We start from the raw sequence: 24438 nt of genomic DNA on the forward strand, positions 1-24438 counted from the left end.
CAAGGCACGGTGGCCGTTCGGCGCTCGCACGGGAACGTCCGGGTCACCGCGACGCCTGCGCTCCCTCTGTCGGATGCCGACCGGCCCTTTGCGGGAGGAGGACGATGAGCGCGACGATGAAGGCCCCGATCACGGCGGAGGCGAGCGGCCGGCTCAGGTTCAGCCCGCCGTCGGCGACCGGCTTGTCGAGGAAATCGCCCACCGTGGCCCCGAGCGGGCGGGTCAGGATGAACGCCGCCCAGAAGAGCGTGACCCGTGAAACGGAGGTCCGGTAGTACAGGGCGATGACGACCGCGAGCGCCGCCGCGAAGACGAGGGCGCCACCCTCGTAGCCGAGGCCGCCGGTGTCCGCGAGCCAGTCGCCGAGCGCGGTGCCCAACGTCTGCGAGAAGGTGATCGCCCCCCAATAGAACGCCTCGACCCGCGGGGTCGAAACCGTGTCCACCGACACGGTGCCCTCGGTCGCATACCAGAGCCCGAGCACGGCCGCGAGGCAGGCGAGGAGCAGGGTCGATCCGCCGGTGTATCCGATGCCGAGCGAGCGGTCGGCGAAGTCCGCCATCGTCGTACCGAAGGTGGTCGAGGCGACGATCGTGGACCAGTACAGGACCGGGTGGAACCGCTTCGACATGATCTGGGCGACCACGAGCCCGACCAGCAGCACGGCGAACAGGGCGGTGCCGGCGAGATAGCCCCAATCGAGGGTCATGGTGACGGTGTCGCCGCCGGTCTCCCCGAGCGTGGTGGCCAGGATCTTGACGATCCAGAAGCCCAGCGTGACCTCGGGTACCTTGCTCAGGGCGCGTTCGTAACGGTCGTCCATCGGACCTGCTCCTTCTTCGAGGGGAAACCTGACGGCGCGTCGGCGCAGGCCGCCCGGCGACCGGCACGCTGCGGGATGAGGAGGACGAGCCCGACCATGACGATCGCGAGGACGCCGGAGATCGTGATGTCGTCGATGCCCAGGCCGCCGGAAGCGACCGGCTTGTCGAGCGAGTTGGCGAGGGTGGCGCCGAGCGGCCGCGTCAGGACGAACGCCGTCCAGAACAGCATCGGCCTGGAAACGCGCGTACGCAGATGGAGGGCCGTGACCACGGCCAGCGCGACGAGGATGAGGAGCGCGCTCCCGTTGTACCCGAGCCCGCTGCTGTCGGCCATCCAGTCGCCCAACGCGGTGCCGAGCGTCTGGGAGAACATGACCGTGGCCCAATAGAAACCTTCGGCCCGCGGGGACCGCACCGTCTCCACGGCGACCGTGCCGAGCGTGCGCTTCCACAGGATCAGGGTCGCGACGACCGATCCGAGCAGCACCAGGGACCCGCCCGCGTAGCCGATGCCGAGGGACCGGTCGCAGAAGTCGGCGAGGGTCGTGCCTGCGAGCGTCGTCGCGGTGACCACGGCCCAGTACAGGAGCGGCTGGAAGCGGTCCGCCCGGACCTGTGCGGCGAGCAGCACCGCCAGGGCGGCCCCGAAGATCGCCGTGCCGGCGAGATAGCCGAGGCCGAGCGTCAACGTGACGGCGTTGCCGCCGACCTCGCCCAGGGTCGTGGCCACGATCTTGATGGCCCAGAACCCGGCGGTGGCTTCAGGCACCTTGGCGGGTTCGACGTGTCCGGGTCGCTCGGTCGGTTGCATCGGGCTGCCGTGGGAAAGCGAGTGCCGGCTCAGGCGGTGTGGGTCTGGTCGATGATGGCGAGCAGGTCGTCGACCGCGCGACGGCAGGCGGCCGGATCGGGGTTCGACGCCCGCAGCGCGTCGAGGGCGCGGTCGATGGCCTTGTCCACGACGTGCCAGTCGGCGGCGGCTCGCGGCTTCAGGCCGGCCTCGGACGCGTCCCAGGACAATTCCAGGTCCTTAATGTGCGTCTTGGCGGCGGCGAGGTCGCCCCGGTCGGTCATCGCCTTCACGTCGACGACGATGGACCGGAACTTGGAGAGGTCGCCAAGCTTCGAGGCCGCCATCGCCTTGGGCGTCGCTCCGACAGCGGCGTCCTGCATCGCCAGCAGGCCCAGGGGGGCGGCCGTGGCACCGATGACCGTCGCGGCGATGGCGGCGAGGAGGATGTTTCGCATGGTCGTTCGCTCCGTGTCGTGCGGCGTTGGAAGGACTGGAGGATGGGGATGCGGGAGGCGGCGGACGGTCAGGCCCGCCGCTGTCCGGCCGGCTCGCCAGGGCGTCCGGAGACGAGGCTCAGGGACGTCACCAGGGCGACGATGACGGCGAAGAAGGCGAGGCTGGTGGAGGCCGTGCCGAAGCCGAGGCCGCCGTATTCCCGTGCCTGCGACAGCAGATCGCCCAGCGATGCGCCGAGGGGGCGCGTGACGATGTAGGCGAGCCAGAAGGTCGTCACCGGGTTCGCGCCGAGGCGCCAGGCGAGGGCGAGGGCGGCCAGGATCGTGCCGAAGATGACGACGCCGAGATTGAAGCCGAGCCCCAGCGCCTCCGTGGCCAGGTCGCCCGCGGCCGTGCCGAGCGCGAAGGTCAGGAGGATGGCGAGCCAGTAGAACGCCTCGCGGCGTCGGGTCACGATGGCGTGGATCGAGAGCGTCCGCTCGGTCGCGTACCAGAGGGCGAACACGGCGGCGAGGGCGGTCGCGAACACGCCGGTGCTGACGAAGAGGCTCACGCCGAGCTTGTCGGTCAGGATGTCGGTGACCTGCGTGCCGACCACGCTGACGAGGACGACGGTCGACCAATAGGTCCAGGGCACGTAGCGCCGCTCGCGCACCTGCAGGGCGAGGACGGCCGCGAGGAGGCCGGCCGTGACGGTGGCGGTGACGGCGGCACCCAGGCCGACGTTCACCGCGAGGTAGTCCGCGCCGGTCTCGCCGACGGTCGTGGACAGGATCTTGATGACCCAGAAGGCCGCGGAGACCTCCGGTACCTTGTTCAAGACCTGGCGCTGGATCTCGCTCATCCCCGTCTCCCGTCCGTCATGGTCGGGCACGGTGATAGCGAGCCAGAATGAGGGCAGAATGAGCTTCGTCCAAAGGAGCCGCAGGCTCGGCCTCAGGCCGGCAGTCTGACGGTTGCGAGGGTCCCCTGCCCGTCACGTCGGTTTTCGACCGTCAGGCCGAGGTCGTTGCGCTCCGCGATGCGGCGGGCGATGGCGAGCCCGAGCCCTGTGCCTTCGACTTCCGGTGGCGCGGCCCGGAAGAAGCGGTCGAACAGGCGGCCCTCGCTTCCCGGCGGCAGCCCGCAGCCGGTGTCCCGAACCGTGACGACGCACGCACCGTCCCGGTTCAGCAGACGGACGTCGACCTGGCCTCCGGACGGCGTGTAGCGCAGGGCGTTGTCGACGAGGTTGGCGAACAGGACGCGGACCTCGTCCTCCGACGCGTGAAGCGTCGCGGGTGTCTCGATATGCACGCCCAGGTCGATGTCCTTGCGCTCGGCGAGCACGACGTGGTCGGCGACGCAGTCGAGCAGGAGCTGGCCGAGGTCGACGGATGCAGGACGCGCCTCGGCACCGTCGTCGAGCCGGGCGAGACGGAGCAGTTGATCCACCAGCCGGTTCGCCCTCCGGAGGCCGTCCGCCAGCGCCGTACGCCGCGCGTCGCTCCCGCCACCGGCAGGCCCGCCGAGGGAGTCGAGTTGGATCTGCATCGCGGCGAGCGGCGTACGCAGTTCGTGCGCCGCGTCGGCGACGAACCGCTTCTGGGCGGCCAGAGCGGCCTGCAGGCGAAGGATGAGCCCGTTCATGGCCTCGACGAGGGGCGCCACCTCCGTCGGCACGCCGCGCGTCGGCAAGGGGCCTTGGGCGGCGGCGCCGCGCCCGGCGAGGTCATGCACCAAGCCGTCGAGCCGCCCGAGCGCCCGGTTCATCGCCCAGCCGACGACGATCCACGACAGCGGGACGAGGAGCAGCAGGGGGGCCACGGCACCGAGCGCCGCATTGCGTGCGAACTCCGCCCTCACGACGTCGCGCTGGGCGACCCGGACCGTCGTTGTGCCGTTGGCGGTCGTGTATGTGCGCCAGAGCTCGCCGCCCATGACGACGTTCGCATATCCCGTGCGGCCGGGGTGGCGGACGTCGACGCCGCGGTCGTCGCGCAGGACCTGCCCGTCCTTCCAGATGGTGACGGCGAGTTGGTCCTCCGGGTCCTGGTCGGCGGCGGGCGGCGCGTCCGCGTCCGTTAGCCCGGGACCGGCGTTGAGGGCGACTTGCCGCAACTGCCCGTCGAGGAAATCGGCCGCCTCGATCCGCGCGAGGGCATAGGCCGCGACCATCGCGGCCAAGCCGATTCCGGCGAGCAGGGCGGTCATCCAGACGAGCGTCGTGCGGCGCAGGGAGGCGGCCCTCATGGCTTGGGTACCATCCAGCCCGCGCCGCGGACATTCAGGATCACGCCCTTGCCGACCTTTCGACGGACCGTGAGGATCAGGGCGTCCACCGCGTTGCTCTCGACCTCCTCGCCCCACCCGTAGATGCGTTCCTCGATCTGCGCACGAGAGAGGATGCGCCCCGGTCGCTCCATCAGGGCGTGCATGAGGGCGTATTCGCGCGCCGACAGGACCGCGACGGTCCCGGCGTGGGACAGGACGTGGCTTTCCGTGTCGAGTTCGGTCTCGGCGGCCACGAGCCGCGCGCTCGCCCGCCCGGCCCGACGGCGCAGGATGGCCCGCATCCTGGCGAGCAGCTCGCGCATCTCGAACGGCTTGACCAGGTAATCGTCCGCCCCGAGGTCGAGGCCTGCGACGCGGCTTTCGAGGCCGTCCCGCGCCGTGATGATGAGCACCGACGTGTCGATCCCGGCCGCCCGGGCGGATCGAAGCACCCGAAGTCCGTCCCCGCCCGGCAGGCCGAGGTCGAGCAGCGCGAGCGCGTGGCTGCCGTTGAGCAGGGCCGTCTCGGCCTCGCCGCCGTCGCGGACCCAATCGACGGAATAGCCCTCGGCCGAGAGGCCGTTCGACAGCCCTTCGCCGATCATCCGGTCGTCCTCGATCAACAGCACGCGCATCGGTCGGTCCGTCCGGTTTCGAGCCCTCGCCCTGGACTGCGCCGCGACGCATCCCTTCCCGCCGGCTTCATCCTCGATAGGCGACGAGCACGGCCCCGGCGGCGATGAGGGCGACGCCGAGCCAATTCGGTGGAGATAGACGTTCGCCGAGGAAGACGACCCCGAAGACGGCCACCAGCACGACGCTGAGCTTGTCGACCGGGGCCACGCGGCTGGCCTCGCCGAGCTTGAGGGCGCGGAAGTAGCAGATCCATGAGCCGCCGGTGGCGAGGCCCGAGAGCACCAGGAACACGTAGGTCCTGGCCGAGACCGACCCGACCGGTACCCACTGGCCCGTGCCGACCAGGATGGCGCCGAGGGCGCAGAGTATGACGACCGTGCGGATGAAGGTGGCGAAGTCGGAATTGACGTTCTCGATGCCGACCTTGGCGAAGATCGCGGTCAACGCCGCGAAGGCGGCAGAAAGCAGCGCCCACAGCTGCCAGGATCCGAGCAACGTCCTCATGCCGTGTTCCCCTCGATGCGGACCTGCCGCGACGCAATCCTCACGGCCCCCGACAGACCATCGGATGAGGGATGTCCGGCACCCGACGCCCCCCCCTGAGCGTCGCCGTTCCAACGCTCGCCGTGTGGTTCCTAATTCGCCCTGGACGGCCATTGCCGATGCAGGTCGTCGATGACGAAAGCATGCTCGTGCCGGCCCTGACCGATCCCCCGCACGTGGGGGTGGGACGGGTCGAGGTCCGCGTGGGCATGTGCGACGACGTCCGGGTCGGATGCAGGCCAAAGCATGGCCGCCGCCGCGACGCCCGCGACGGTCAGGGCGCCGAGTGCCGCCAGGGTCGCGGGCATCCCGACGGCAGCGCCGAGGCAGCCCGCCAGCGGGTAAGTGAGGAGCCACGACGCGTGCGAGAGCGCGAACTGGGCGGCGGAGTAGCCGATCCCAAGGACGAGCCAGGTCCCGAGCAGTACGGGCCAGCCGATGGCCCCGCACCAGGTCAGGGCAGCGACCCCGACGAGGACGACTCCGAGGAAGGCCGCGGACGGCAGCATCACACCCCTGTCGGACAGGCGGTCCAGGACCCGCGGTAGGACCAGGGCGGCGGCCATCGAGCCCGCGCCGAAGGGTCCAAGGGCAAGGGCGACGTCGTGCTGGGGGCGTCCGAGCAGGGCCTGGACGATTACCACGGTATTGACGATGACCATGGCGCCGGCCGCCGCGACGGCGAAATTCAGGGCGAGCAACCCGCGCAGGCGCGGTGTCGCCAGGAAGATCCGCCATGCCCAGTTGGCACTCGATACGGAGACGCCTAAGCCTCAGTGACGGGCCGGGCACCGAGCACAGAAAAGGCGACAGGCGCGTCAGGTCCGCGGGACCTCTGCTCTCCGTCACCAACACTCGATAACTGATAAATGGTCTCATCGGATTTCAACCAAGAGATCTACGCAAATCTTGGACGAATGCCTTCGCGAGCGCCGGCGCCTCGGCCACCACCTCTTCGTAGAACTTGGTCCCCACGGGGCCTGCCTGGGAATAATCCGGGGGCAACTCACCGATTGTCGCCGCGATCTCTGCGAAAACCTCTTCCCGTTCAGGTGCTGAAAGTTTTTGCATGAGAAGGGTCATCATGGCGATGGTCGATGTTCTCACAACCGCAAGCATCGCCGTTGTCGTCACGGCAAAATGGTGCGTTTGTAGATCATTCATTGAAAACACCTTGCATAGTCAAGCATCATTACTCAGGCATCACTTCCTGAGGTGCTTGAAGTATTGGAGAAACAATACGGCCAGAGGCAATCCGATACAGATCGCTATCATCATTCGATCCGCGGCTTTGCGGACGTATGGCCTGACCCGTCGCTTGCGCCGAGGATTTGGCGCCCACTCGGTCTGCAGCCGCGCCGATTTCTTACTCATGCCGGATGCTCGCCGTCACACGGGCAGGCGCGCGGCCTCGGCCGAAAGCGCCTCGTCCTCGACCTGGACGGTGACGTGCTCGATGCCGTGTCGCTCCTTCACCAGACGCCGGACCGCGCGGATGAGGTCGGGTCCGGCGGCGACGTCGTCCATGACCACGTGGCCGCTCATCGCGTCGAAGCCGGAGGTCAGCGTCCAGGCATGAAGGTCGTAGGCGCGCCGCACGCCAGGCATCGCCTCGATCTCCGTTCGTAGCGCGGCAAGATCGACACCCAGAGGCGTTCCCTCCAGCAGGATGTGAAGCGCCTCGCTCAACAGGCGCCAGGTGCGCGGCACGATGAACAGGCCGATGCCGGCGCCGACCAGCGGATCGACCCATCGCCAGCCCGTCGCCATCACCACGAGGGCCGCAGCGATGACGCCGACCGAACCCAGCATGTCGGAGAAGACCTCGAAGTAGGCGCCCTTGACGTTGAGGCTTTCCGACGATCCGCCCGCGAGGAGCCTCATGCTGGCGAGGTTCACCCCGAGGCCGACGAACGCGACCAGCATCATCGGCCAGCCGAGGATCTCGGTCGGCTCGAAGAAGCGCCGGTAGGCCTCGTACAGGATGTAGGCCGTCACCCCGAGCAGCACGACGGCGTTGGCGAGGGCCGCCAGGATCTCGAAGCGCATGTAGCCGAAGCTCTTGCCCGGCGACGGCGCCTTGGCCGCGTAGTGGATGGCGAGCAGCGACAGCGCGAGGCCGCCGGCATCCGTGACCATGTGGGCGGCATCGGCCAGCAGCGCGAGGCTGCCGGTGAGCAGGCCGCCGACGACCTCCGCGGCCATGTAGGTCAGCGTCAGGGCGAGCGCCCAGGCTAGGCGCCCCTTGTTCCTGCCCGCCGCCGAGCCCGCGGGTATGCCGCCGCCGTGCGAATGCCCGTGGCCGCCGCCGTGCGCGTGTCCGTGTCCCATGTCGCTCCCAGTCTTTCGTTGCCGTCCCGGACCGGCCGCCTCAGGGGCCGGAGGAGCCGATGAGCTCGGCCACGTGCGCGCCGGCGGGGTGTCCGGTCGCGGCGAGGTGGGCGGCCGAGCAGGCCGCGTAGCCGGGACCGAACGCCGCCATGACGAGCTCGTGCCGCCCGTCCGGAGCCTCGCGGCTGGCCAGGAGAGCCCGACCGCCGGGCCAGAGCTCGGAATCGGCCGATGGCCCCGGTGTCGGCTCGCCGTAGCGGCGCACCCCTTCGTCGTGGATGGCGCGGCGCACGCGCGCGAGTTCCTCGCCCGCCAGGGGGAGCCCCACCCAGACGACCTCCTGCAGACCCTCCTCGCGGCAGACCACCAGCACGACCTCGGCCGTTGCCGACCCGACGGCCGGCCGCCAGCCACGCGGGTAGTACAGCGCGGTCAGGTTGGCCTCGCGGTCGGCCTTGAGCGGGCGCGGCACGTCGGCGACGGGCCCCCACGCGAGGCCGAACGGAGCCTCGCCGACGCCTCCGTCCGCGCCCGGAGCCGCACCCGTCAGCGCGAGGAAGGCGAAAGGAGCCGCCAACCAGGTTGGGACGCGTCGCATCTCGTCTACTCCGCCGCCTTGAGGTGTCGTGGCCCCGGCTCCCGCGGCCGCTCCGCGACCTTCGGGACGACAACCTTGCCGAACCGGGCGTACAGGGCCGGCAGCACGATCAGGGTCAGCAGGGTGGCGCTGATCAGGCCACCGATGACCACGGTGGCGAGCGGCCGCTGGATCTCGGCGCCGGTCTCGGTGGCGATGGCCATGGGCACGAAGCCGAGCGAGGCGACCAGCGCCGTCATCGCCACCGGCCGCAACCGGGTCATGGCGCCCTCCAGGATGGCCTCGCGCTTCGGCCGGCCCTCCGCCACGAGCTGCTTGATGAAGGTCAGCATGACGAGGCCGTTGAGGACCGCAACGCCCGAGAGCGCGATGAACCCGACCGCCGCCGGTACCGAGACCGGCATGCCGCGCAGCCAAAGCGCGAAGATGCCCCCGGTGAGGGCAAGCGGCACCGCGCTGAACACCAGCAGCGCGTCCCGCGGCGAGCCCAGGGCCGAGTACAGCAACAGGAAGATCAGGAAGAAGCAGACCGGTACCACCACCATCAGCCGCCGCTTGGCCGAGGCGAGGTTCTCGAACTGCCCGCCCCAGGTGAGGTAGGAACCTGGCGGCAGCTGCACCTGGCTTCCAACCTTCGCCTGCGCCTCCGCGACGAGCGAGCCGATGTCCCGCCCGCGCACGTTGGCCGTGACCACGACCCGCCGCTTGCCGTTCTCGCGCGAGATCTGGTTCGGTCCCTCGGTGACCGAAAAGCTCGCCACCTGCTTGAGCAGGACCGAGCTCGCCCGGCCGTTCGGGCCCGCCGGCAGCGGCACCGGGATGTTCTCCAGGGCCTCCCGGTCCTCGCGGACCTTGTCGGTCAGGCGCACGACGATGGGGAAGCGACGGTCGCCCTCGAACACGACGCCGGCGTCCCGTCCCCCGATGGCCGCGCCGATGACCTCCTGGATCGCCCCGGTGCTCAGGCCGTAGCGCGCCGCCTCGGCCTTGTTGATCTTGATCTCCAGGAACGGCAGGCCCGCCGTCTGCTCGACCTTGACGTCCTCGGCGCCGTCGATGCCCTTCAGGACCGCCGCGACCTGGTTGGCCGCCTTCAGCATCGGCTCGAACTCGTCGCCGAACACCTTCACGGCGAGGTCGCCCCGGGTGCCGGCGAGCAGCTCGTTGAAGCGCAGCTGGATCGGCTGGGAGAACTCGTAGACGTTGCCGGCGAGCGCCCCGACCGCCTTCTCGATCTGCTCCTGCAACTCGGCCTTGGACAGGCTCGGCTCGGGCCACTCCTCCTGGGGTTTCAGGATGACGAAGGTGTCTGAGGAGTTCGGCGGCATCGGGTCGGAGGCGACCTCGGCGGTGCCGGTCTTCGAGAAGACGTAGGCCACCTGCGGGAATTTCGAGACCACCTTCTCGACCTTGAGCTGCATCGCCTGCGACTGGGTGAGGGAGGTCGATGGGATTCGGGTGGCGTTGAGGGCGATGCTCTTCTCGTCGAGCTGCGGGATGAACTCGGTCCCGAGGCGGGTGAACAGGATGCCCGCCCCGACGAGCAGCAGGAGCGCCGCGCCGACGAAGACGAACGGCGCCCGGACCGCCGCGCCGAGCACCGGGCGGTAAGCGGCCTTGAGCGCCCGGATGATGAGGTTGTCCTTCTCCGTGACCTTGCCGGTGATGACGATGGCGATGAGCGCCGGCACGAAGGTCAGCGACAGCACGAAGGCCGCCACGAGCGCGATGATCACGGTCAGCGCCATCGGCTCGAACATCTTGCCCTCGACCCCCGTGAAGGTCAGGAGCGGGACGTAGACCAAGATGATGATCGCCTGCCCGTAGAGCGACGGCTTGATCATCTCCTCGGCTGAGGCGCGGACCGTCTGGAGGCGCTCCTCGGTGTCGAGCCCCCTGCCCAGCTCCTGCTGCTTCTCTGCGAGGTGGCGCAGGGCGTTCTCGGTGATGATCACCGCCCCGTCGACGATCAGCCCGAAATCGAGGGCGCCGAGGCTCATCAAGTTGGCCGAGATCTTCGCCTCGACCATGCCGGTCATGGTCATCAGCATGGCGACCGGGATGACCAGGGCCGTGATGATGGCGGCCCGGATGTTGCCGAGCAGCAGGAACAGGATGACGATGACGAGAGCCGCGCCCTCGGACAGGTTCTTCACCACCGTCTTCACGGTCGCCTCGACGAGCCGGGTCCGGTCGAGGACGGTCTGGACCTCGACGCCGGGCGGCAGGCTCTTGCGGATCTGTTCCATGCGCGCGTCGACCGCGGCAGCCACCGTGCGGCTGTTCTCGCCGATCAGCATCAGGGCGGTGCCGACGACGACCTCCTGGCCGTCCTCGCTGCCCGAGCCCGTGCGCAGGTCGCGCCCGATGCGGACCTCGGCGATGTCCTTGATCCGCACCGGCACGCCGCCCCGGGTGGCGACGACCACGTCGCCGATCTCGTCCATGCTCTCCAGGCGGCCGGCGGCGCGCACGACGTAGCCCTCGCCGTTGTCCTCCAGGTAGCGGGCGCCCTGGTTGGCGTTGTTGGCCTCCAGCGCCCGGGCGACGTCCGAGAAGGACAGGTCGAGGGACGCGAGCCGCGTCGGGTCGGGCTGGACGTGGTACTGCTTCTCGAAGCCGCCGATGCCGTCGACCCCGGCCACGCCGGACACGGTCTTGACTAGGGGGCGGATGATCCAGTCCTGGACGGTGCGCAGGTAGGCGGTCTGCTCCAGCTCGGTCTTCAGGCGCTGGCCCTCGGGGGTCAGGTAGCTGCCATCGGGCTGCCAGCCGGGCTTGCCCGCCTTCGAGACCGTGCGCTCGCCGGGCTTCGCGTAATGGATCGACCACATGTAGATCTCGCCCAGCCCGGTCGAGATCGGCCCCATGCTGGGCTCGGTGCCGGGCGGCAGGTCCCGCCTCACCTGCGCGAGGCGCTCGGCGACCTGCTGGCGGGCGAAGTAGATGTCGAGCTTCTCCGCGAAGACCGCGGTGACCTGCGAGAAGCCGTTGCGCGAGAGCGAGCGGGTGTATTCGAGCCCCTTGATGCCCGCGAGCGCGGTCTCGACCGGGTAGGTGACCTGCTTCTCGATGTCGACGGGCGAGAGCGACGGCGCCGTCGTGTTGATCTGCACCTGGTTGTTGGTGATGTCGGGCACCGCGTCTATCGGCAGCTTGGTGACCGAGTAGCCGCCGAAGCCGGCGGCCAGCAGCGACAGGAGCAGAACCAGCCAGCGCTGGTGCACGGAGAAGTCGAGGATGCGGCTGATCATGTCGGGCTTCCTCAATGGTCGTGGTCGGCTTCGCTCTTCCCGAGCTCGGCCTTGAGGAGGAAGGTGTTGGCCACCGCGATGGTCTCGCCGGGCTTGAGGCCCGAGACGACCTCGAAGCCGTCGTCGTCGGAGCGCCCGAGCTCGACCTCGCGCTTTTCGAAGCCCTCGTCCGTGCGCACGAAGACGACGCGCTTGCCCTCGACGGTCTGGAGCGCCGACTTGGCGACCCGCACCGGCACTTGGTCCGTCGCGGTCTCGACCTCGGCGGTGACGTAGGTGCCGGGCCTCCAGGCCATGTCCTTGTTGGGCAGCGAGACCACGACCCGGGCGGACCGGGTGTCGGCGTTCAGCAGCGGGCTGACGAACACCACCTTGCCCTGCTCGCTGCGGCCGCCGCGGTTCACGGTGACCCGCGCGCCCTCCCGGACCTCGGCGAGGTCGGAGGTGGGGACCGCGAGCTCGATCCAGACGGTCGAGAGGTCGGCGACGGTGTAGACGTCGGCAGGGTCGCCCTCCTTGCCCACCGCCGTGCCGACATCGACCTTGCGCTCCACGATGCGGCCGGCGATGGGCGCCCGCAGCTCGTACTGGCGCAGCGTCGAGGCGTTCGGCGTCGCCTCGTCGCGTTTCTGCGCGGCGGCGACCTCGGCGGCGTTCAGGCCCAGCGCCGAGAGCTTCTGGCGGGCGAGGTCGACGCGCAGCTGGTTCTCCTGGAACACGGCCTTGGCGTTGTCGAACGCCGCCTGGGATGCCGCCGCCGACGCCAAGAGTTTCTGCTGGCGCTCGAAGTTGATCTTCTGGAGGTCGGACTGGACCATCGCGGTGAGGTACTCGCTCTTGGCGTCGGCGACTTCCCGGCTGTCGAGGAGGGCGACCACCTCGCCCTTCCTGACGTCGTCGCCCAGGCGCTTGCGCATCTCGGACACCGTGCCGACGACGCGGGCGGGGACGCGGGCGATCCGGTCGGTATCGGGCGTGATGGTGCCGGGCACCAGGACGTGTCGCGAGAGCGTCCCGCCCTCGGCCTTGGCGACGCCGATGTCCTGCCCCTCGACCTGCTCGGCCGTCATCTTGACGTGGCCTTCCTCGCCCTCCGCCTCGGAATGCTCGTGCTCGCCGTGAGCGTGGGCTCCCTCGGCCTTCGGCGCGGCGGCCTTGCCGTGGTCGTGGCCGTCGCCTTCGGCATGGTCGGCCTCGTCCTTCGGCGCCTTCCCGCCAGGGGGCGGGCCGGCGGCGAAGGTGAGGATGGCCGGCGGCAGCCCGGCCGATGTCAGGAGGCCGCGGACGAACGCGGATATGGCGGGGACGGCGGCGCCGACGACGATGCCGGCGGCCACGAGGACCGCGGTGATGAGGATGCGCATGAGACCTGCTCGGCCGGGATCGGGCGCCGTTCGGACGGACGCGGCAGTCCCGCTTCTGTGGCGTGAGGAGTGGCCCGGAGCGCGGGCTCCGGGTTCGGGACGCGCCTCTGCGGCGTCACCTCAGGCGCGGGGGGGCCTCGGCAGGCGGTCCGGCGAGACGGAGGAAACCGTCTGGCTCAAATGCGCATAGGCCAGCCGGGCGACCCCGAAGACCGGCTCCGAGAAGTCCGCCACGGCGGGTGCCGCCTGGTGGCAGCCACAATGGAGGTGGCAGGCCATGCCGGGGTCGGTCGCGCCGGTGTCGGGCGCGGCCTCAATGCTCGCGATCTCCGTGACGTGCCTGCCGCCGCCATCGTGGTACGCGACGTCGGCGGCGAGGCCGGCGGCGGGCGCGACGAGGGACAGGGCGAGGGCGAGCGCGAGCAGGCGTGCGGCGAACGCCCACCATCCCCGTGCCGCCCACCTGCGGCTATGCCCGCGTCCTGAACCCATCTCCGGCCTTATGCGCGATTTATCCCGGATCGGACAAGGCATCGTCCTGGCCTCTTGAACCCGGTCTGAACAGATTTTGTGGCCGCCATGCAAGGTCAGCCGCGGTCACGACGCGAAAGCGGCCAAGCCGTTTCTCGCTCGGCCGAGACGAATACCGGGCGAGGAAAATCCGGGAACGGTTTCGCGGGGGGCCGCATTCCCGGCCGACCGCGAAACATGGAGATCCTTGGATGAAGATCATGTTCGCCGCCGCCGCCGCGGCCGCCCTGGCCCTCGCGCCGGTCGGTGCGCTCGCCCAGCACGTGGACGTCGGCCCCGGCGGAGTCGGGGTTCACGGCGACGGCCACCGCCGCGATGTCGACCATACGCACACCACCGTCGAGGAGAACCATCGCGACCGGCCGGTCGTGCACGAACATCATGACGACCATCACGAGAAGACCGTCGTGGAAGAGCACCGCCACTGAGCGGCTGACATCGCGACGGGGCCGGGCCGGGGGCAGCGACGTCCGGCCCGGCCCCTCGCATTTCGAGGACGTCGGCGAACCTGGGGTGACGGCTTCCTGAACGACGGTCTCAGAACCTGTTCAACGGCCGCCGCGCAAACCGCCGCAATAGGAATCCCCGGAGGAGACAGCGATGCGACGGCACCTAGCAGGCTTGATGGCGGCGGCCATCCTCCTCGCGCCGGCCGCGGCCTCGGCCCAGTATTACGAGCGCGGCTACGGCTACGGCGAGCGGCGGCCGCACGACCATGTCGATGTCTACCGCCACGGCAACCATGACGACGTCGTGGTCCGGCACCATCACCCGCGCCGCGAGGATTACGGGCCGGGCCGGTTCGAGCGGCACCATCACCATCACGACTTCGACGACTGAGGTCGCCGCCTGGCGTCGAGAAGAGGTCGCCCGCACCGGCTCGCGCCGGTGCGGGCGCATCACGACGCGCGAGGGGTCGGCGCATCGTGAACGACGTGCCGAGCAGGCTCGGCGAGCGCGTAGCCGATCACCGCGGCCAGGAGCGCGAAGACGACGAGCAGGGGCAGCATCCGCATGTCCGCGCCTCCCGCCCCCGCGGCCTGCCCGGCGAGCTCACTTCTTGCCGGGCTTGTCGTGGCTGTGCCCGTGGGCATGCCCGTCGTTGTCCGAATGCGCCGGCTTGCCGTCGGGCCGCTTCTCACGGGCCTCGCTGACGCGCGGGTCGTCGCGATGGGCCGGGCCGCCCGACACGCCACCGGTGTTCGGGACGGCGCGCTCGGGGTTCGAGGCATTGCCGTGGCTGTCCACGGCGAAGGCGGACCCCGTGGCCGCGGCCAGCATCCCGGCGGCGAGGACGGCGGCGAGCGTGCGCTTCAACTGTCGGTCTCCTGTTCGGCGCCGACCGCGTCGGCCGCTTCGAAGTCCGAGATAGCCAAGCCGTTTGTCTCCGGGACGCCGCGTTCGTGACGAAGTGTGTCAGCCGCCGCGCCCAGCCCGGGGCACGCGGATCTCGGCCCGCAATCCGCCCTCCGGCCTCGTGGTCAGGATGAGCGTGCCTCCCTCCGCTTCCACGGCCCGCCGCGCGATGGTCAGGCCGAGTCCGGTCCCGCCGGTGTTTCGGTTGCGCGACCCCTCCAGGCGGGTGAAGGGCTCGAAGGCGCAGGCGACGTCGCATGCCGGGATGCCGGGCCCGTCGTCGTCGATGCGCAAGACCAGCGCTGTCTCTTCGGCCGCCAGGGCGATGCGCACCCGCGCGCCGTAGCGCACGCCGTTGTCCACGAGGTTCTCCAGCGCCCGCCGGAAGGCGACTGGGCGCACCGTCGCCAGGGCCCGGCCGGGTCCTCCGTATGCGACCGCCCGGCCGGCATCCGCGGAGGCGTCGGCGACCCCCATCAAAATGCTCGCGACGTTGGTGACCTGCCGCGGCTCCGGGTCGGCGTCGCCCCCCAGGTAGGCCAGCGTCGCGTCGACCATCGCCTGCATGTCGTCGAGGTCGGAGGCCATGGCGCGGCGCCCGGCCGGGTCCTCGACGTGGTCGAGGCGCAGGCGGAGCCGGGTGATGGGCGTTCGCAGGTCGTGGGACACGGCGGCGAGCGCCTGCGTCCGCTCGCCGACCAGCCGGTGGATGCGCTCCTGCATCGCGTTGAGGGCACGGCCGATCCCTCGGGTCTCGTCGGGACCAATCTCGGGAACCCGGACGGGGGCGCCGTGGCCGATCCGTCCGGTGGCCCGGGTCAGCTCCCGCAAGGGGCCGGCGATCCGATGCATCAGGACGACCGCGGCCACCCCGACGAGGATGGCCATGGCGGTGGCGAGCGAGGCCCAGGGCGCGACGGGGACGAGGCTCGGGGCGTGCGCGGACCGGAAGGTCAGCGCGCTCCCGTCCGGAAGCGGGATGATCCCGCGCAGGTCCTGCCGGTGGAGCGGCTCGTCCGGCGCCTCCAGGTTCAGGGCGAGCCCCGCCCCGAGGACCGGTTCGAGGGCGAGGAGGCGGTCGCGCAGGTCCCGGAGCGCGGGATCGGTCGCCCCCGGGGGGCGAGCCGGCGCTGGGGCGTCCCAGCCGATCTCGAAATGGTTCGACGAGAGGGCCTCGGCCTCGTCAGCCCGCTCCTCCGGCGGGCGCCGCGACACGGCCTCGCGCGCGATGACGAGTTGGCGGGCGACCTCGGTGGCGAAGGCCTCGTCGGCGGCGGCCGCCGCCGAGAGGCGGTAGATCGCCAGCGCGCCGCCATGGACGAGGAGCACGGCCAGGAGCAGGACGACGACGGTGCGCCCCTCCAGGCTGCGGGCGAGGCCGAGGACGCCCCTCATGCCCGCTCGACCTTGGCGGCCAGCATGTAGCCGGTGCCCCGCACCGTCTTGATGACGGCGGCCGTCCCCGCGGGCGGTTCGAGCTTGCGCCGCAGCCGGCTGACCAGGGTGTCGACGCTGCGGTCCGACGGCGCGGAGAGGCGCCCGCGGCCCATCTCCAGGATCTGCTCGCGGCCGAGCACCCGGCCCGGGTGTTCCAGGAACACCAGCAGCAGGTCGTGCTCGGCGCCCGACAGGTCGACGGCGGCGCCTTCGGGATCGGTCAGGGCGCGGCTGCGCAGGTCGAGCCGCCAGCCGGCGAAGGCGAGGGATTCCGGCCGCGACGCCGCGCTCGGCACCGGCGCGAGCGCCGACCGGCGGAGCACCGCCCGGATCCGGGCGAGGAGTTCTGGGCGCCCGAACGGCTTGGCGACGTAGTCGTCGGCGCCCAGTTCCAGGCCGAGCACCCGGTCCGCCTCCTCGTTGCGGGCGCTCAGCATGATGACCGGGACGGTGCCCTTCGCCCGCAGGGCCCTGAGCAGGTCGAACCCGGACGCGCCCGGCAGCATGACGTCGAGGAGGACGAGGTCAACCGGCGTGTCGGGCAGGAGCGACCACATCTCGGCGCCGCCGCGGCAGCCCGTGACCCGGAAGCCGCTCTCCCGCAGGATGCGGCCGACGAGCACGCGCATGCCGTCGTCGTCCTCGACGAGCAGGATGTGGGCCTCGTCCGGGAGGGACCTGGTTTCGCCCGCGGCAAGCATTCCGGATACAGCCTAGCCGATCATCCCGTCGAGCAGGAGCAGCAGCAGGAAGCCCGCGAAGAACATCGCCGTCACCCAGGGGCGGTCCTCGGTCTCGTGCGCCTCGATGAGGAGTTCCTCGGTCACGAGGTACAGCAAGGCGATCAGGCCGAAGGAGAGGAAGCCGGCCTGGACGGCGGCGGGCAGCGAGCCGACGGGCCCGCCGAGCAGGGCTCCGAGCGGGAGCAGCAGCACGAGGGCGGCCGTCAGGCCGACCACCTTGCCCTTCGACGCGCCGCCCTCGCCGAGTTCGTTCGCCACGGTTAGTCCCAGGAACAGCACCTCGATGGTCAGCGCGACGGTGAGCAGGATGCCGGCCTTCGCCCCGGCCGCGAAGGCGATGCCGAGGACGAGGCCGTCCACCAGGATGTCGATGCCGGTGACCGACATCAGCCCGGCCGGCCCCTTCACCCGCTTCTCCAGGATACGGACGAGGAGCATCGCGGCGACGCCGAGCGCGCCCCCGACCAGCATGGCCCAGGGCGATCCGGCATGCTTGACGTCGGGCAGGATCTCGCCCGCGGCCGCCGCGAAGACGACGCCCGCGGCGAAGTGCTGGATGGCGCTGACCAGGACGGGGCCCGGCCGCAGGTTGACCGCCACCGCCGCGCCGACGACGGCGGCCGCGGCGGGGATCAGGGTATAGGACCAGGCTTGCATGCCGCGCTCAGACCACGTGGTCCGGAGCCAGGGCGCAGGCGGTGGCCTCGCTCGTCTCCACCTGGAGGGTCGTGTGGCCGATGCCGAACCGCTCCCTGATGCCGGTGGCCGCCGCCATCAGGAAGGCGTCGTCGGGACGGCCGCCGGGCATGAGGAGGTGCGCCGTGAGGCAGGTGTCCGTGGTGCTCATCGCCCAGATGTGCAGGTCGTGCAGGGCCGCGACGCCGGGCAGCCCTTCGAGGTGGCGGCGTACGGCGACCGGGTCGATGCCCGGCGGGACGGCGGCGAGGGACAGCGTAAGACTGTCTCGCAGGAGCCCCCACGTGCTCCAGACGATGACGGCCACGATGGCGAGGCTCACCACCGGATCGAGCCACGTCCATCCGGTGTAGAGGATGACGAGGCCGGCGATGACCACCCCGGCCGAGACGGCGGCGTCGGCCGCCATGTGCAGGAACGCCCCGCGGATGTTGATGTCGCCCTTGGCCCCGGAGGCGAACAGCCACGCGGTGATGCCGTTCACCAGGATGCCGATTGCGGCCACGACCATCACGGTCTTGCCTGCGACCGGGACGGGCTCACCGAACCTCTGGATCGCCTCCCACGCGATGGCGCCGACGGCGACCAGCAGGAACACGGCGTTGAAAAGGGCCGCCAGGATCGACGAGGCCTTCATCCCATAGGTAAACCGCGCGCTCGGGGCCCGCCTGGCCAGCACCGTCGCGATCCAGGCCACGATGAGGCCGAGCACGTCCGAGAGGTTGTGGCCGGCATCGGCGAGCAGGGCCACCGAGTTCGCCAGGACCCCGTAGGTCGCCTCGACGGCCACGAAGCCGACGTTGAGCGCGATGCCGATGGCGAATGCCGTCCCGAAGCTTGCGGGGGCATGGCTGTGCCCTGGCCCATGGGAATGCCCGGCATGGTCGTGACCCGCCTCGCCGTCGTGGTCATGCGATCCGTGATCATGTCCTGCGCGTGCGTCGTGTGATGTCATGGTCGTCCCTGTATCCGTCTTGGTCTGTACGCGGATCGGTGCGCGCCTTATCCGGACGCCGCGGTTCGCGTCGTGACGGCGCCTTCGCGATACTCCGCCCAGGCCTGCCGCAGGATCTGCACCGACGAGGTCAGGAAGATGCCGGCCATCACCGCCGCGACGGCGAGGTCGGGCCAGGCCGACGCGGAACCCCAGACACCGAGCGCAGCCACCATCACCACGACGTTGCCGATGGCGTCGTTGCGCGAGCACAGCCAGACCGAGCGCACGTTGGCGTCGCCGTCCTTGTAGGGGCGCAGCAGCAGTACCGAGCCGAGGTTGGCTGCCAGGGCCATCAGCCCGATGACGCCCATGACCTCGGCCTTGGGCACCCCGAGCACCAGGACGTGGTAGGCAGTCGAGCCAAAGACCCAGACTGCCATCACGCTGAGGGACAGCCCCTTGGCGAGCGCCGCCGTGGCCCGAGCCCTGAGGGACGCTCCGATGACCGCGAGGCTCAGGCCGTAGGTGACCGTGTCGCCCAGGAAGTCGAGGGCGTCGGCCTGGAGCGCCTGCGAGCCGGCAAGGTGCCCGGCGGCCATCTCGGTCAGGAACATGGCGCCGTTGACGGCGATGACCGTCCACAGCACGCGCTTGTAGCGCGGGTCGACCCCGTCGAAGACGGGCACGCCCCCAGAGCAGCCGCAGGCATCCCCCGTGCCGCAATCGCCCCCCGCGACGAGCTGCGGCGGCGCCGCCGGATGCGCACGTTCCGCCCTCGATGCCTGACAGCCAACGGTCGAGCCGCAGCACTCCTTGGCCATGACGCCTCCTTTCCAAGTCGTGGACGACTGCCTACTTCCTCCAGCGACTAGAGGAGCAAGCGGAAAAATGGAGCTGTCGATAGGCGAGCTGTCGCGGCGTACCGGCGTGCTCGCCACGACCATCCGCTACTACGAGACGGCCGACTTGATGCCGCCGCCGCCGCGGACGGAAGGCGGCCGCCGCCGCTATGGGCGGGCTGACATCGAGCGCCTGGCCTTCATCCGCCACGCGCGCGAGCTCGGCTTCGAGGTGGACGCCATCCGTGAGTTACTGGCGCTGGCCGCCCAGCCCGACCGCTCCTGCGCCGAGGTCGACAAGATCGCCCGGCGTCACATGGCCGAGGTCGAGCGCCGCATCGAGCGGCTCATGGCCCTGAAGGGCGAGCTCGCCCGCATGACCGACGCGTGCGGCCAAGGCCGGGTCGGCGAGTGCCGTGTCATCGAGGTCCTCTCGGACCATGCCTGCTGCGAGGATGAGGGCCACCGCGCTACCCGGAGCCGGCGTCCCACAAGGCCGGAAGCGAAGCAGGGAGCCCGGCCCCGGAGCGCATCGTCGTCGACATTCGATCAGGAAGACGACATGATATTTCGGGAGGGCCGGGCTCAGCCGTGATTGGGACTTCCGAACATTCGAGGTTTGAAGCAACCGAATGCCAGGACCGCTTCCTGTAACCGCTCTGGTTCGCGGCCGGAGCGGACCGACGGTGGGGGCCTCTGGGTCTACCGAGGATGCAGGCGTCGGATGGGTGCTCCGAAGCTCACTCGGCGGGGTCGATCATATCGAGCACCGGGCATCCAGGAGCCGCCCCACCGGGGCACTGCTCGATGGTTTCGGCCAGGAGACGTTCGAGCCTTGACAGGTCCGCGATCTTCGCACGCACCCGGTCAAGGTGGTGCCTCGCGATCCCCTGTCCCTCGCGGCAGGTTGCCTTACCAGGCCGACGCAGTTCGAGCAGCGCCCGAACCTCGTTCGGCGTGAAGCCAAGTTCGCGTCCGCGACGGATGAAGGCCAGGGTGCGCTCGTGCTCGACGCCGTAGGACCGATGGCCACCCTCGGTGCGCGGGGGCGAAGGGAGTAGGCCGACCTTCTCGAAGTACCGGATGTTCTCGATGTTGACGCCGGTCCGCAGCGACAATTGACCGATGGTCAGGGCCCCGCTTCGCGCCCCCTTAGCCGTACCCATGAAGATCGCCCTTGATCCTGTAGTGGCTACAGGATGCAGGGTAGCCGAGGATCACGATGGATACGAGACATGACCCTCGATCAGACACCGCCTGCCGAACGACCCGTCCACGAACCGGCCGCGGTCAGCGTTGGCAGCATCGCTGCGCTCGGCGCCATCACGGGGCTCGGTGCCCTGGCGGCCTCGTCGTGCTGCGTGCTGCCCATAGTCTTGGGCGGCCTCGGGATCGGTGCTGGGGTCTTCACGGTCCTCGGCGTGCTCGCCTCTCTTCGCACGCCGCTGATGCTCGTCAGCGTCCTGGCGGTCATCGCCGGCTGGTTCTTCTACGCGCGGCGGCGACGGGCTGCTTGCGGGCCGGATGGATCATGCCCAGCTCCGCGTCGGTCATCCGCCCCCCTGGTGCTTCTCAGCCTCGCCACGCTGTTCATCGCCGCCGCTGCGGCCGGGAGCTACTTTGAGCCCGCCCTGATCAAGATGCTACGGACAGCCTGATGAAGCTGATCTCGATCCTGACCTGTCCGCATTGTGGGCACCGGGCTTCGGAAACGATGCCGACCGACGCCTGCCAGTTCTTCTACGAATGCCCTGGCTGCGGCACTCTGCTCCGCCCGAAGAAGGGCGATTGCTGTGTATTCTGCTCGTACGGCGATGTCCCGTGCCCGCCGATCCAGGAAGCTCAGGAACGAAATGAACCGGCGAGCTGCTGCAAGGGCTGAGCAGCCATACTGTTTAGCTCCATCACGCCCACCCGGTGAGCGGCGCTGCGCCAAAACCGAGGTCGGCTTGCGCAAACCCATCCGAACGCCGTGCGGGTCGCCTGATGCAAAGCGTCCCAGTCTGGCGCGCTAAGGACAAAAACACTGCCGGCGCAGCAGCCAGAAACCTGCCCAGAATCGTAGGATTGTGAACGTGGCGCACGCGCGCCCCATGGCAGCCAGCGGCGGCGCGACTATCGACGGATGCCGCGCGTGCACGAACCGCAGCCTGCGCACCTCGTCCTCGGCGTAAACCCGAAGGCCCGACACCGACCGGGTCGGTGTCGGGATCAGGCCCGTCCGCACGTAGTAGCGGATCATCTTGGGCGAGATCCCGCAGGCGCGTGCCACCTCCCCGATCCTCATCGCCCCACTCCTAGTTCCGTCGAGGCACGTCGGCGCACCCGGATGAGTCTGGACGCCGCGACCGACCCGGCCCCGCGACCGCTTCGCTCGGCTCGAACGCCGGCGTGATCCGGAGCGTGCTCGCATCGCCGCCGGCCGAGCCGCGCCGGACGGCCTTAGGGCACGCGACGTCGCCGTGGCCGGAAGCACCGACGGTGGAGCCCCGAGGGCCGCGGTCGCCTTCGCTACCGGGGGCGGCCGCGCCAGGACCTCGTATGGTGCGGGCCCCGGGAGGCGGAGCGGGGGGAGGCCGCGGTCGGGGAACGGCACAGGTTGGGCGCCCGTCGGCTAGGCCGCCTCCCGTGCCGAAACCGACCTCGTGATGCCTGGCTGAACGGCAGCCGGAAGGTCGACGGCCCGCGTGACCTCGGCGAAGCGCGCCGCCGCGTCCGACCAATCCTGGGCGAAATCGAACAGCTCCCTGAGGGCGGGCGCGATCTCCTTGTAGGCCGCGAGCGCCGCCACCAGGGCGCCGAGCGTGAGGCGGCCTTGCACGACGAGATAGCCGCCGATCAGGAAGAAGAAGAACGGCGTGAGGTTGGACGTGTAATTGTACAGGCTCTTGATGCCGCCCTTCATGTCGTTGATGGCGACGCGGAGCCGCTCAAGCTCCTCGACGTGCGCCATGTGGCGCCGCAACGACGAGGCGGATGCATCGCGCTCCGCCGCGGAAGGGGCGAGGCCCGGACGCCCGGCGACCTCGGGCGTGGTGACGAGGGCGCCCAGCGTCCGCGTGGCGAGGACGCGCTGCCGGACCTTCGCGTTCAGACGCCTTTGGAGGCGCGGCAGGACCGTAAGCTGCACCGGCAGCATGATCAGCGCGGCGAAGGCAAGGGCGACGTCCTGGAGCAGGAGGAAGGCGACGCTCGTGACCAGCACGCCCCCCTGCACGATGGGGACCGCGACGAGGCTGCCGCCGAAGTAGCCGATGGGCTCGACTTCCTGGACCGCCACGGCGGAGAGCGTCGTGCGGCGTTCGACCGAGCGCTCCGTCCGCACGCGCCGCAGGACGGCCAGGCGCAGGCGTCGCACGACCCGCTCGTTGACGCGTCCGCGGACCCGGTTCGCCGCGTACTTCAGGAGGCCGTTCACGGTGAGGACGGCGAGGTAGCCGGCGCACAGGGCGAACAGGAGTTCCGTGCGGCCGAGGGGGAGTCCCAGGAACGTCATGCCGGGATGCCCGTCGCCCCGCGCGTCGTCGAGCGTGTGGTTGACGATGTGCTTGGGTATCTCAAGGGTCAGCCATGCGGCCGGCAGCGTGGCGAGAGACAGGAAGACCAAGCGGACCTGGATGCCCGCCGTGGCACCCAGGACGTATGCCTCCAGGCGCCGTCCCGGCCGGAGCGCGAAGCCGCGATGCCGACGGCCACGGGACGGGGCGTCCCGCAGGGCATCGGTGGCTCCCGCCGCGGCGACAGCATCCGCCGTCCGCCGACGGCGGCGCAGCGCGGCGCGGCCGACGAGCCACGCGGTCCACACAGGCGCCACGACGAAGACGAGGAGGGCATCGGCGACGATCCACCAGTGGCCGTGTGGGTAGTCGAGGCCCGTGAGCCTGTGGGCGAGTGCGTGGATGGCTTCGATTGCCGTCACGGGGCGGATCGGTCCGAATGTCCGGGAGGGGAGGGCGCGCTTCGCGGCCCGGCGTGATTGATGGGCTCAGTCGGCATCCGGCGGCTCCGCCTCTCGTGCGTCCACCTCCGACTGGATGCCGTCCCCTGGGTGAGCGCCGTAGCCCTCGTCCCGCGGCGTGGCGCGCGCGCCGCGACCCACGGCCCCCGCCCGCGGTTCGAATCGGACGGTTCGGAACGTCCCGAAGGCGAACTGGCGTCTCGTGCGGATCGAACAGGGTCTGAAGCCCGCCCGTTCGACCGCCTTGAGGGAGGCGGCGTTGTCGGCGTCGACGAAGGCCACCAAGTGTCCCTTGCCCAGTGACCGGGCGCGTTCGGCGATCAGGTACACGGCGGCGGCCATGACGCCCAGGCCGCGGAAGCCCTTCGGCGTGAAGGCGTTCTCCAGCATGGCCTCGTCGGCTGCCAGAACCGGCAGGGCCCCGGACCGACGGACCGCGTCGCCGTAACCCGGGTCGGTGAGCCACTGGACGTGGCACGGGCGGCCCGACCTGACCTCTTCGAGCACGTAGCAGCGGCTCGGCAGGACGCCGTGCGCGGCGGCACGCAATCGCCACTCGACGTCATCGCGTTCGCGTTTCGCCGCCTCGTCGCCGCCGGAGGGGAAGAGGGCCGCGAGGTCGTCCGGCCGGAAGTCGCGCAATCGCACCGGGATTTTGGCGACCGGCGGTTCGATGGCGACCGACAGGTTCCGCCCAAAACCTATCGAGACCCGCCTGGAGTAGGGGCCCAGGGCGATGCGCCGGGCCACCCTGGCGCGCAGCATCGCCAAGCCATCGCCGAGGGAGCCGTCGCCGCGCGCGTGCGGGTAAGGCTTGAACGTCATGCCGAGCCTCCCTCCATTCGCCGCCGGCGCACCAGGGCGGCCATGCGTCGACGCGCACGGGTGA

At 70.4% G+C, this 24438-nt stretch carries 29 protein-coding genes; 5 read left to right on the forward strand and 24 right to left on the reverse strand.

The features are described 5' to 3' along the window. Positions 1-43 precede the first annotated feature (43 nt). The 14 genes from LGR69_RS01350 to LGR69_RS01415 all read right to left on the reverse strand — a co-directional run bounded on the left by LGR69_RS01350 (position 44) and on the right by LGR69_RS01415 (position 13544). Complete coding sequence (locus LGR69_RS01350; RefSeq protein WP_007563913.1) at positions 44-823, reverse strand: COG4705 family protein; 780 nt, start codon at positions 821-823, stop codon at positions 44-46. Further along, the gene (locus LGR69_RS01355) at positions 796-1635 is read right to left on the reverse strand and encodes a COG4705 family protein (protein ID WP_007563915.1); all 840 of its coding nucleotides are present in this window, start codon (positions 1633-1635) and stop codon (positions 796-798) included. Before LGR69_RS01355 ends, LGR69_RS01350 begins: the two co-directional genes overlap by 28 nt. A 29-nt stretch (positions 1636-1664) precedes the next feature. Beyond that, positions 1665-2072 carry a hypothetical protein gene (locus LGR69_RS01360; RefSeq protein ID WP_007563917.1) on the reverse strand — a complete coding sequence of 136 codons (408 nt, stop codon included), beginning with the start codon at positions 2070-2072 and terminating at the stop codon, positions 1665-1667. Positions 2073-2140: 68 nt separating this feature from the next. After that, positions 2141-2917, reverse strand: a complete 777-nt coding sequence (locus tag LGR69_RS01365; protein ID WP_007563919.1) for a COG4705 family protein — start codon at positions 2915-2917, stop codon at positions 2141-2143. A 92-nt stretch (positions 2918-3009) separates the two neighbouring features. Further along, complete coding sequence (locus LGR69_RS01370) at positions 3010-4230, reverse strand: sensor histidine kinase (RefSeq protein WP_230365209.1); 1221 nt, start codon at positions 4228-4230, stop codon at positions 3010-3012. 71 nt (positions 4231-4301) lie between these two features. After that, positions 4302-4961 carry a response regulator transcription factor gene (locus LGR69_RS01375; RefSeq protein WP_007563923.1) on the reverse strand — a complete coding sequence of 220 codons (660 nt, stop codon included), beginning with the start codon at positions 4959-4961 and terminating at the stop codon, positions 4302-4304. Positions 4962-5028: 67 nt separating this feature from the next. Then, positions 5029-5466: an EamA family transporter gene (locus LGR69_RS01380; RefSeq protein ID WP_007563925.1), complete on the reverse strand. Its 438-nt coding sequence runs from the start codon at positions 5464-5466 to the stop codon at positions 5029-5031. 131 nt (positions 5467-5597) lie between these two features. Next, positions 5598-6206 carry an MFS transporter gene (locus tag LGR69_RS01385; protein WP_007563927.1) on the reverse strand — a complete coding sequence of 203 codons (609 nt, stop codon included), beginning with the start codon at positions 6204-6206 and terminating at the stop codon, positions 5598-5600. A gap of 184 nt (positions 6207-6390) precedes the next feature. Further along, entirely contained in the window at positions 6391-6669 is a 279-nt protein-coding gene (locus LGR69_RS01390) for a hypothetical protein (RefSeq protein WP_007563929.1), read from the reverse strand. 225 nt (positions 6670-6894) lie between these two features. Beyond that, positions 6895-7836, reverse strand: coding sequence for a cation diffusion facilitator family transporter (locus LGR69_RS01395; protein WP_007563931.1), 942 nt, complete (start codon positions 7834-7836; stop codon positions 6895-6897). A gap of 40 nt (positions 7837-7876) precedes the next feature. After that, positions 7877-8434: a hypothetical protein gene (locus LGR69_RS01400; RefSeq protein WP_007563933.1), complete on the reverse strand. Its 558-nt coding sequence runs from the start codon at positions 8432-8434 to the stop codon at positions 7877-7879. Positions 8435-8439: 5 nt separating this feature from the next. Continuing rightward, complete coding sequence (locus LGR69_RS01405; protein ID WP_007563935.1) at positions 8440-11688, reverse strand: efflux RND transporter permease subunit; 3249 nt, start codon at positions 11686-11688, stop codon at positions 8440-8442. Between the two features lie 11 nt (positions 11689-11699). Continuing rightward, positions 11700-13052 carry an efflux RND transporter periplasmic adaptor subunit gene (locus LGR69_RS01410; protein ID WP_007563937.1) on the reverse strand — a complete coding sequence of 451 codons (1353 nt, stop codon included), beginning with the start codon at positions 13050-13052 and terminating at the stop codon, positions 11700-11702. Positions 13053-13172: 120 nt separating this feature from the next. Beyond that, positions 13173-13544, reverse strand: coding sequence for a hypothetical protein (locus tag LGR69_RS01415; protein ID WP_039902985.1), 372 nt, complete (start codon positions 13542-13544; stop codon positions 13173-13175). Between the two features lie 230 nt (positions 13545-13774). Between LGR69_RS01415 and LGR69_RS01420 the strand changes: the two genes are divergently transcribed. Both LGR69_RS01420 and LGR69_RS01425 read left to right on the forward strand, forming a co-directional pair. Then, on the forward strand, positions 13775-14011 hold the full coding sequence (locus tag LGR69_RS01420; RefSeq protein ID WP_007563940.1) for a hypothetical protein: 237 nt from the start codon (positions 13775-13777) through the stop codon (positions 14009-14011). A 172-nt stretch (positions 14012-14183) separates the two neighbouring features. After that, positions 14184-14423 (forward strand): hypothetical protein, encoded by a 240-nt coding sequence (locus LGR69_RS01425; RefSeq protein WP_007563942.1) that lies wholly within the window; start codon positions 14184-14186, stop codon positions 14421-14423. Positions 14424-14636: 213 nt separating this feature from the next. Here LGR69_RS01425 and LGR69_RS01430 read toward each other — a convergent pair whose 3' ends face one another. The 6 genes from LGR69_RS01430 to LGR69_RS01455 all read right to left on the reverse strand — a co-directional run bounded on the left by LGR69_RS01430 (position 14637) and on the right by LGR69_RS01455 (position 19573). Then, positions 14637-14900 (reverse strand): hypothetical protein, encoded by a 264-nt coding sequence (locus LGR69_RS01430; protein ID WP_007563945.1) that lies wholly within the window; start codon positions 14898-14900, stop codon positions 14637-14639. 99 nt (positions 14901-14999) lie between these two features. After that, on the reverse strand, positions 15000-16334 hold the full coding sequence (locus LGR69_RS01435; protein ID WP_007563947.1) for an ATP-binding protein: 1335 nt from the start codon (positions 16332-16334) through the stop codon (positions 15000-15002). Next, positions 16331-17077 (reverse strand): response regulator transcription factor, encoded by a 747-nt coding sequence (locus LGR69_RS01440; protein WP_007563949.1) that lies wholly within the window; start codon positions 17075-17077, stop codon positions 16331-16333. Before LGR69_RS01440 ends, LGR69_RS01435 begins: the two co-directional genes overlap by 4 nt. 12 nt (positions 17078-17089) lie before the next feature. After that, positions 17090-17776, reverse strand: a complete 687-nt coding sequence (locus LGR69_RS01445) for a ZIP family metal transporter (RefSeq protein ID WP_007563950.1) — start codon at positions 17774-17776, stop codon at positions 17090-17092. A 7-nt stretch (positions 17777-17783) separates the two neighbouring features. After that, positions 17784-18770, reverse strand: a complete 987-nt coding sequence (locus tag LGR69_RS01450; protein WP_007563951.1) for a cation diffusion facilitator family transporter — start codon at positions 18768-18770, stop codon at positions 17784-17786. 47 nt (positions 18771-18817) lie between these two features. Next, positions 18818-19573: a cation transporter gene (locus LGR69_RS01455; RefSeq protein ID WP_043380901.1), complete on the reverse strand. Its 756-nt coding sequence runs from the start codon at positions 19571-19573 to the stop codon at positions 18818-18820. A 67-nt stretch (positions 19574-19640) separates the two neighbouring features. Here LGR69_RS01455 and LGR69_RS01460 point away from each other — a divergent pair, with 67 nt between their 5' ends. Continuing rightward, positions 19641-20186 carry a MerR family transcriptional regulator gene (locus LGR69_RS01460; protein WP_007563954.1) on the forward strand — a complete coding sequence of 182 codons (546 nt, stop codon included), beginning with the start codon at positions 19641-19643 and terminating at the stop codon, positions 20184-20186. A gap of 145 nt (positions 20187-20331) precedes the next feature. On the opposite strand, the gene LGR69_RS01465 is transcribed toward LGR69_RS01460, so the two are convergent. After that, positions 20332-20757: a MerR family transcriptional regulator gene (locus tag LGR69_RS01465; RefSeq protein ID WP_007563956.1), complete on the reverse strand. Its 426-nt coding sequence runs from the start codon at positions 20755-20757 to the stop codon at positions 20332-20334. Between the two features lie 69 nt (positions 20758-20826). Here LGR69_RS01465 and LGR69_RS01470 point away from each other — a divergent pair, with 69 nt between their 5' ends. Continuing rightward, complete coding sequence (locus LGR69_RS01470; protein WP_007563959.1) at positions 20827-21249, forward strand: hypothetical protein; 423 nt, start codon at positions 20827-20829, stop codon at positions 21247-21249. Further along, the gene (locus LGR69_RS01475) at positions 21249-21473 is read left to right on the forward strand and encodes a GDCCVxC domain-containing (seleno)protein (protein WP_007563961.1); all 225 of its coding nucleotides are present in this window, start codon (positions 21249-21251) and stop codon (positions 21471-21473) included. The genes LGR69_RS01470 and LGR69_RS01475 overlap by 1 nt, the downstream gene beginning before the upstream one ends. A gap of 129 nt (positions 21474-21602) precedes the next feature. On the opposite strand, the gene LGR69_RS01480 is transcribed toward LGR69_RS01475, so the two are convergent. From LGR69_RS01480 to LGR69_RS01490, 3 genes are all read right to left on the reverse strand, one after another. Further along, entirely contained in the window at positions 21603-22004 is a 402-nt protein-coding gene (locus LGR69_RS01480; RefSeq protein WP_328505086.1) for a MerR family DNA-binding transcriptional regulator, read from the reverse strand. Between the two features lie 201 nt (positions 22005-22205). After that, positions 22206-23510: an ABC transporter ATP-binding protein gene (locus LGR69_RS01485; protein ID WP_007563965.1), complete on the reverse strand. Its 1305-nt coding sequence runs from the start codon at positions 23508-23510 to the stop codon at positions 22206-22208. Between the two features lie 66 nt (positions 23511-23576). After that, a complete protein-coding gene (locus tag LGR69_RS01490; protein WP_007563967.1) occupies positions 23577-24374 on the reverse strand; it encodes a GNAT family N-acetyltransferase in 798 nt (265 codons plus the stop codon). Positions 24375-24438 lie beyond the last annotated feature (64 nt).

The sequence above is a fragment of the Methylobacterium brachiatum genome (assembly GCF_020523825.1).
Lineage (GTDB): Bacteria > Pseudomonadota > Alphaproteobacteria > Rhizobiales > Beijerinckiaceae > Methylobacterium > Methylobacterium brachiatum.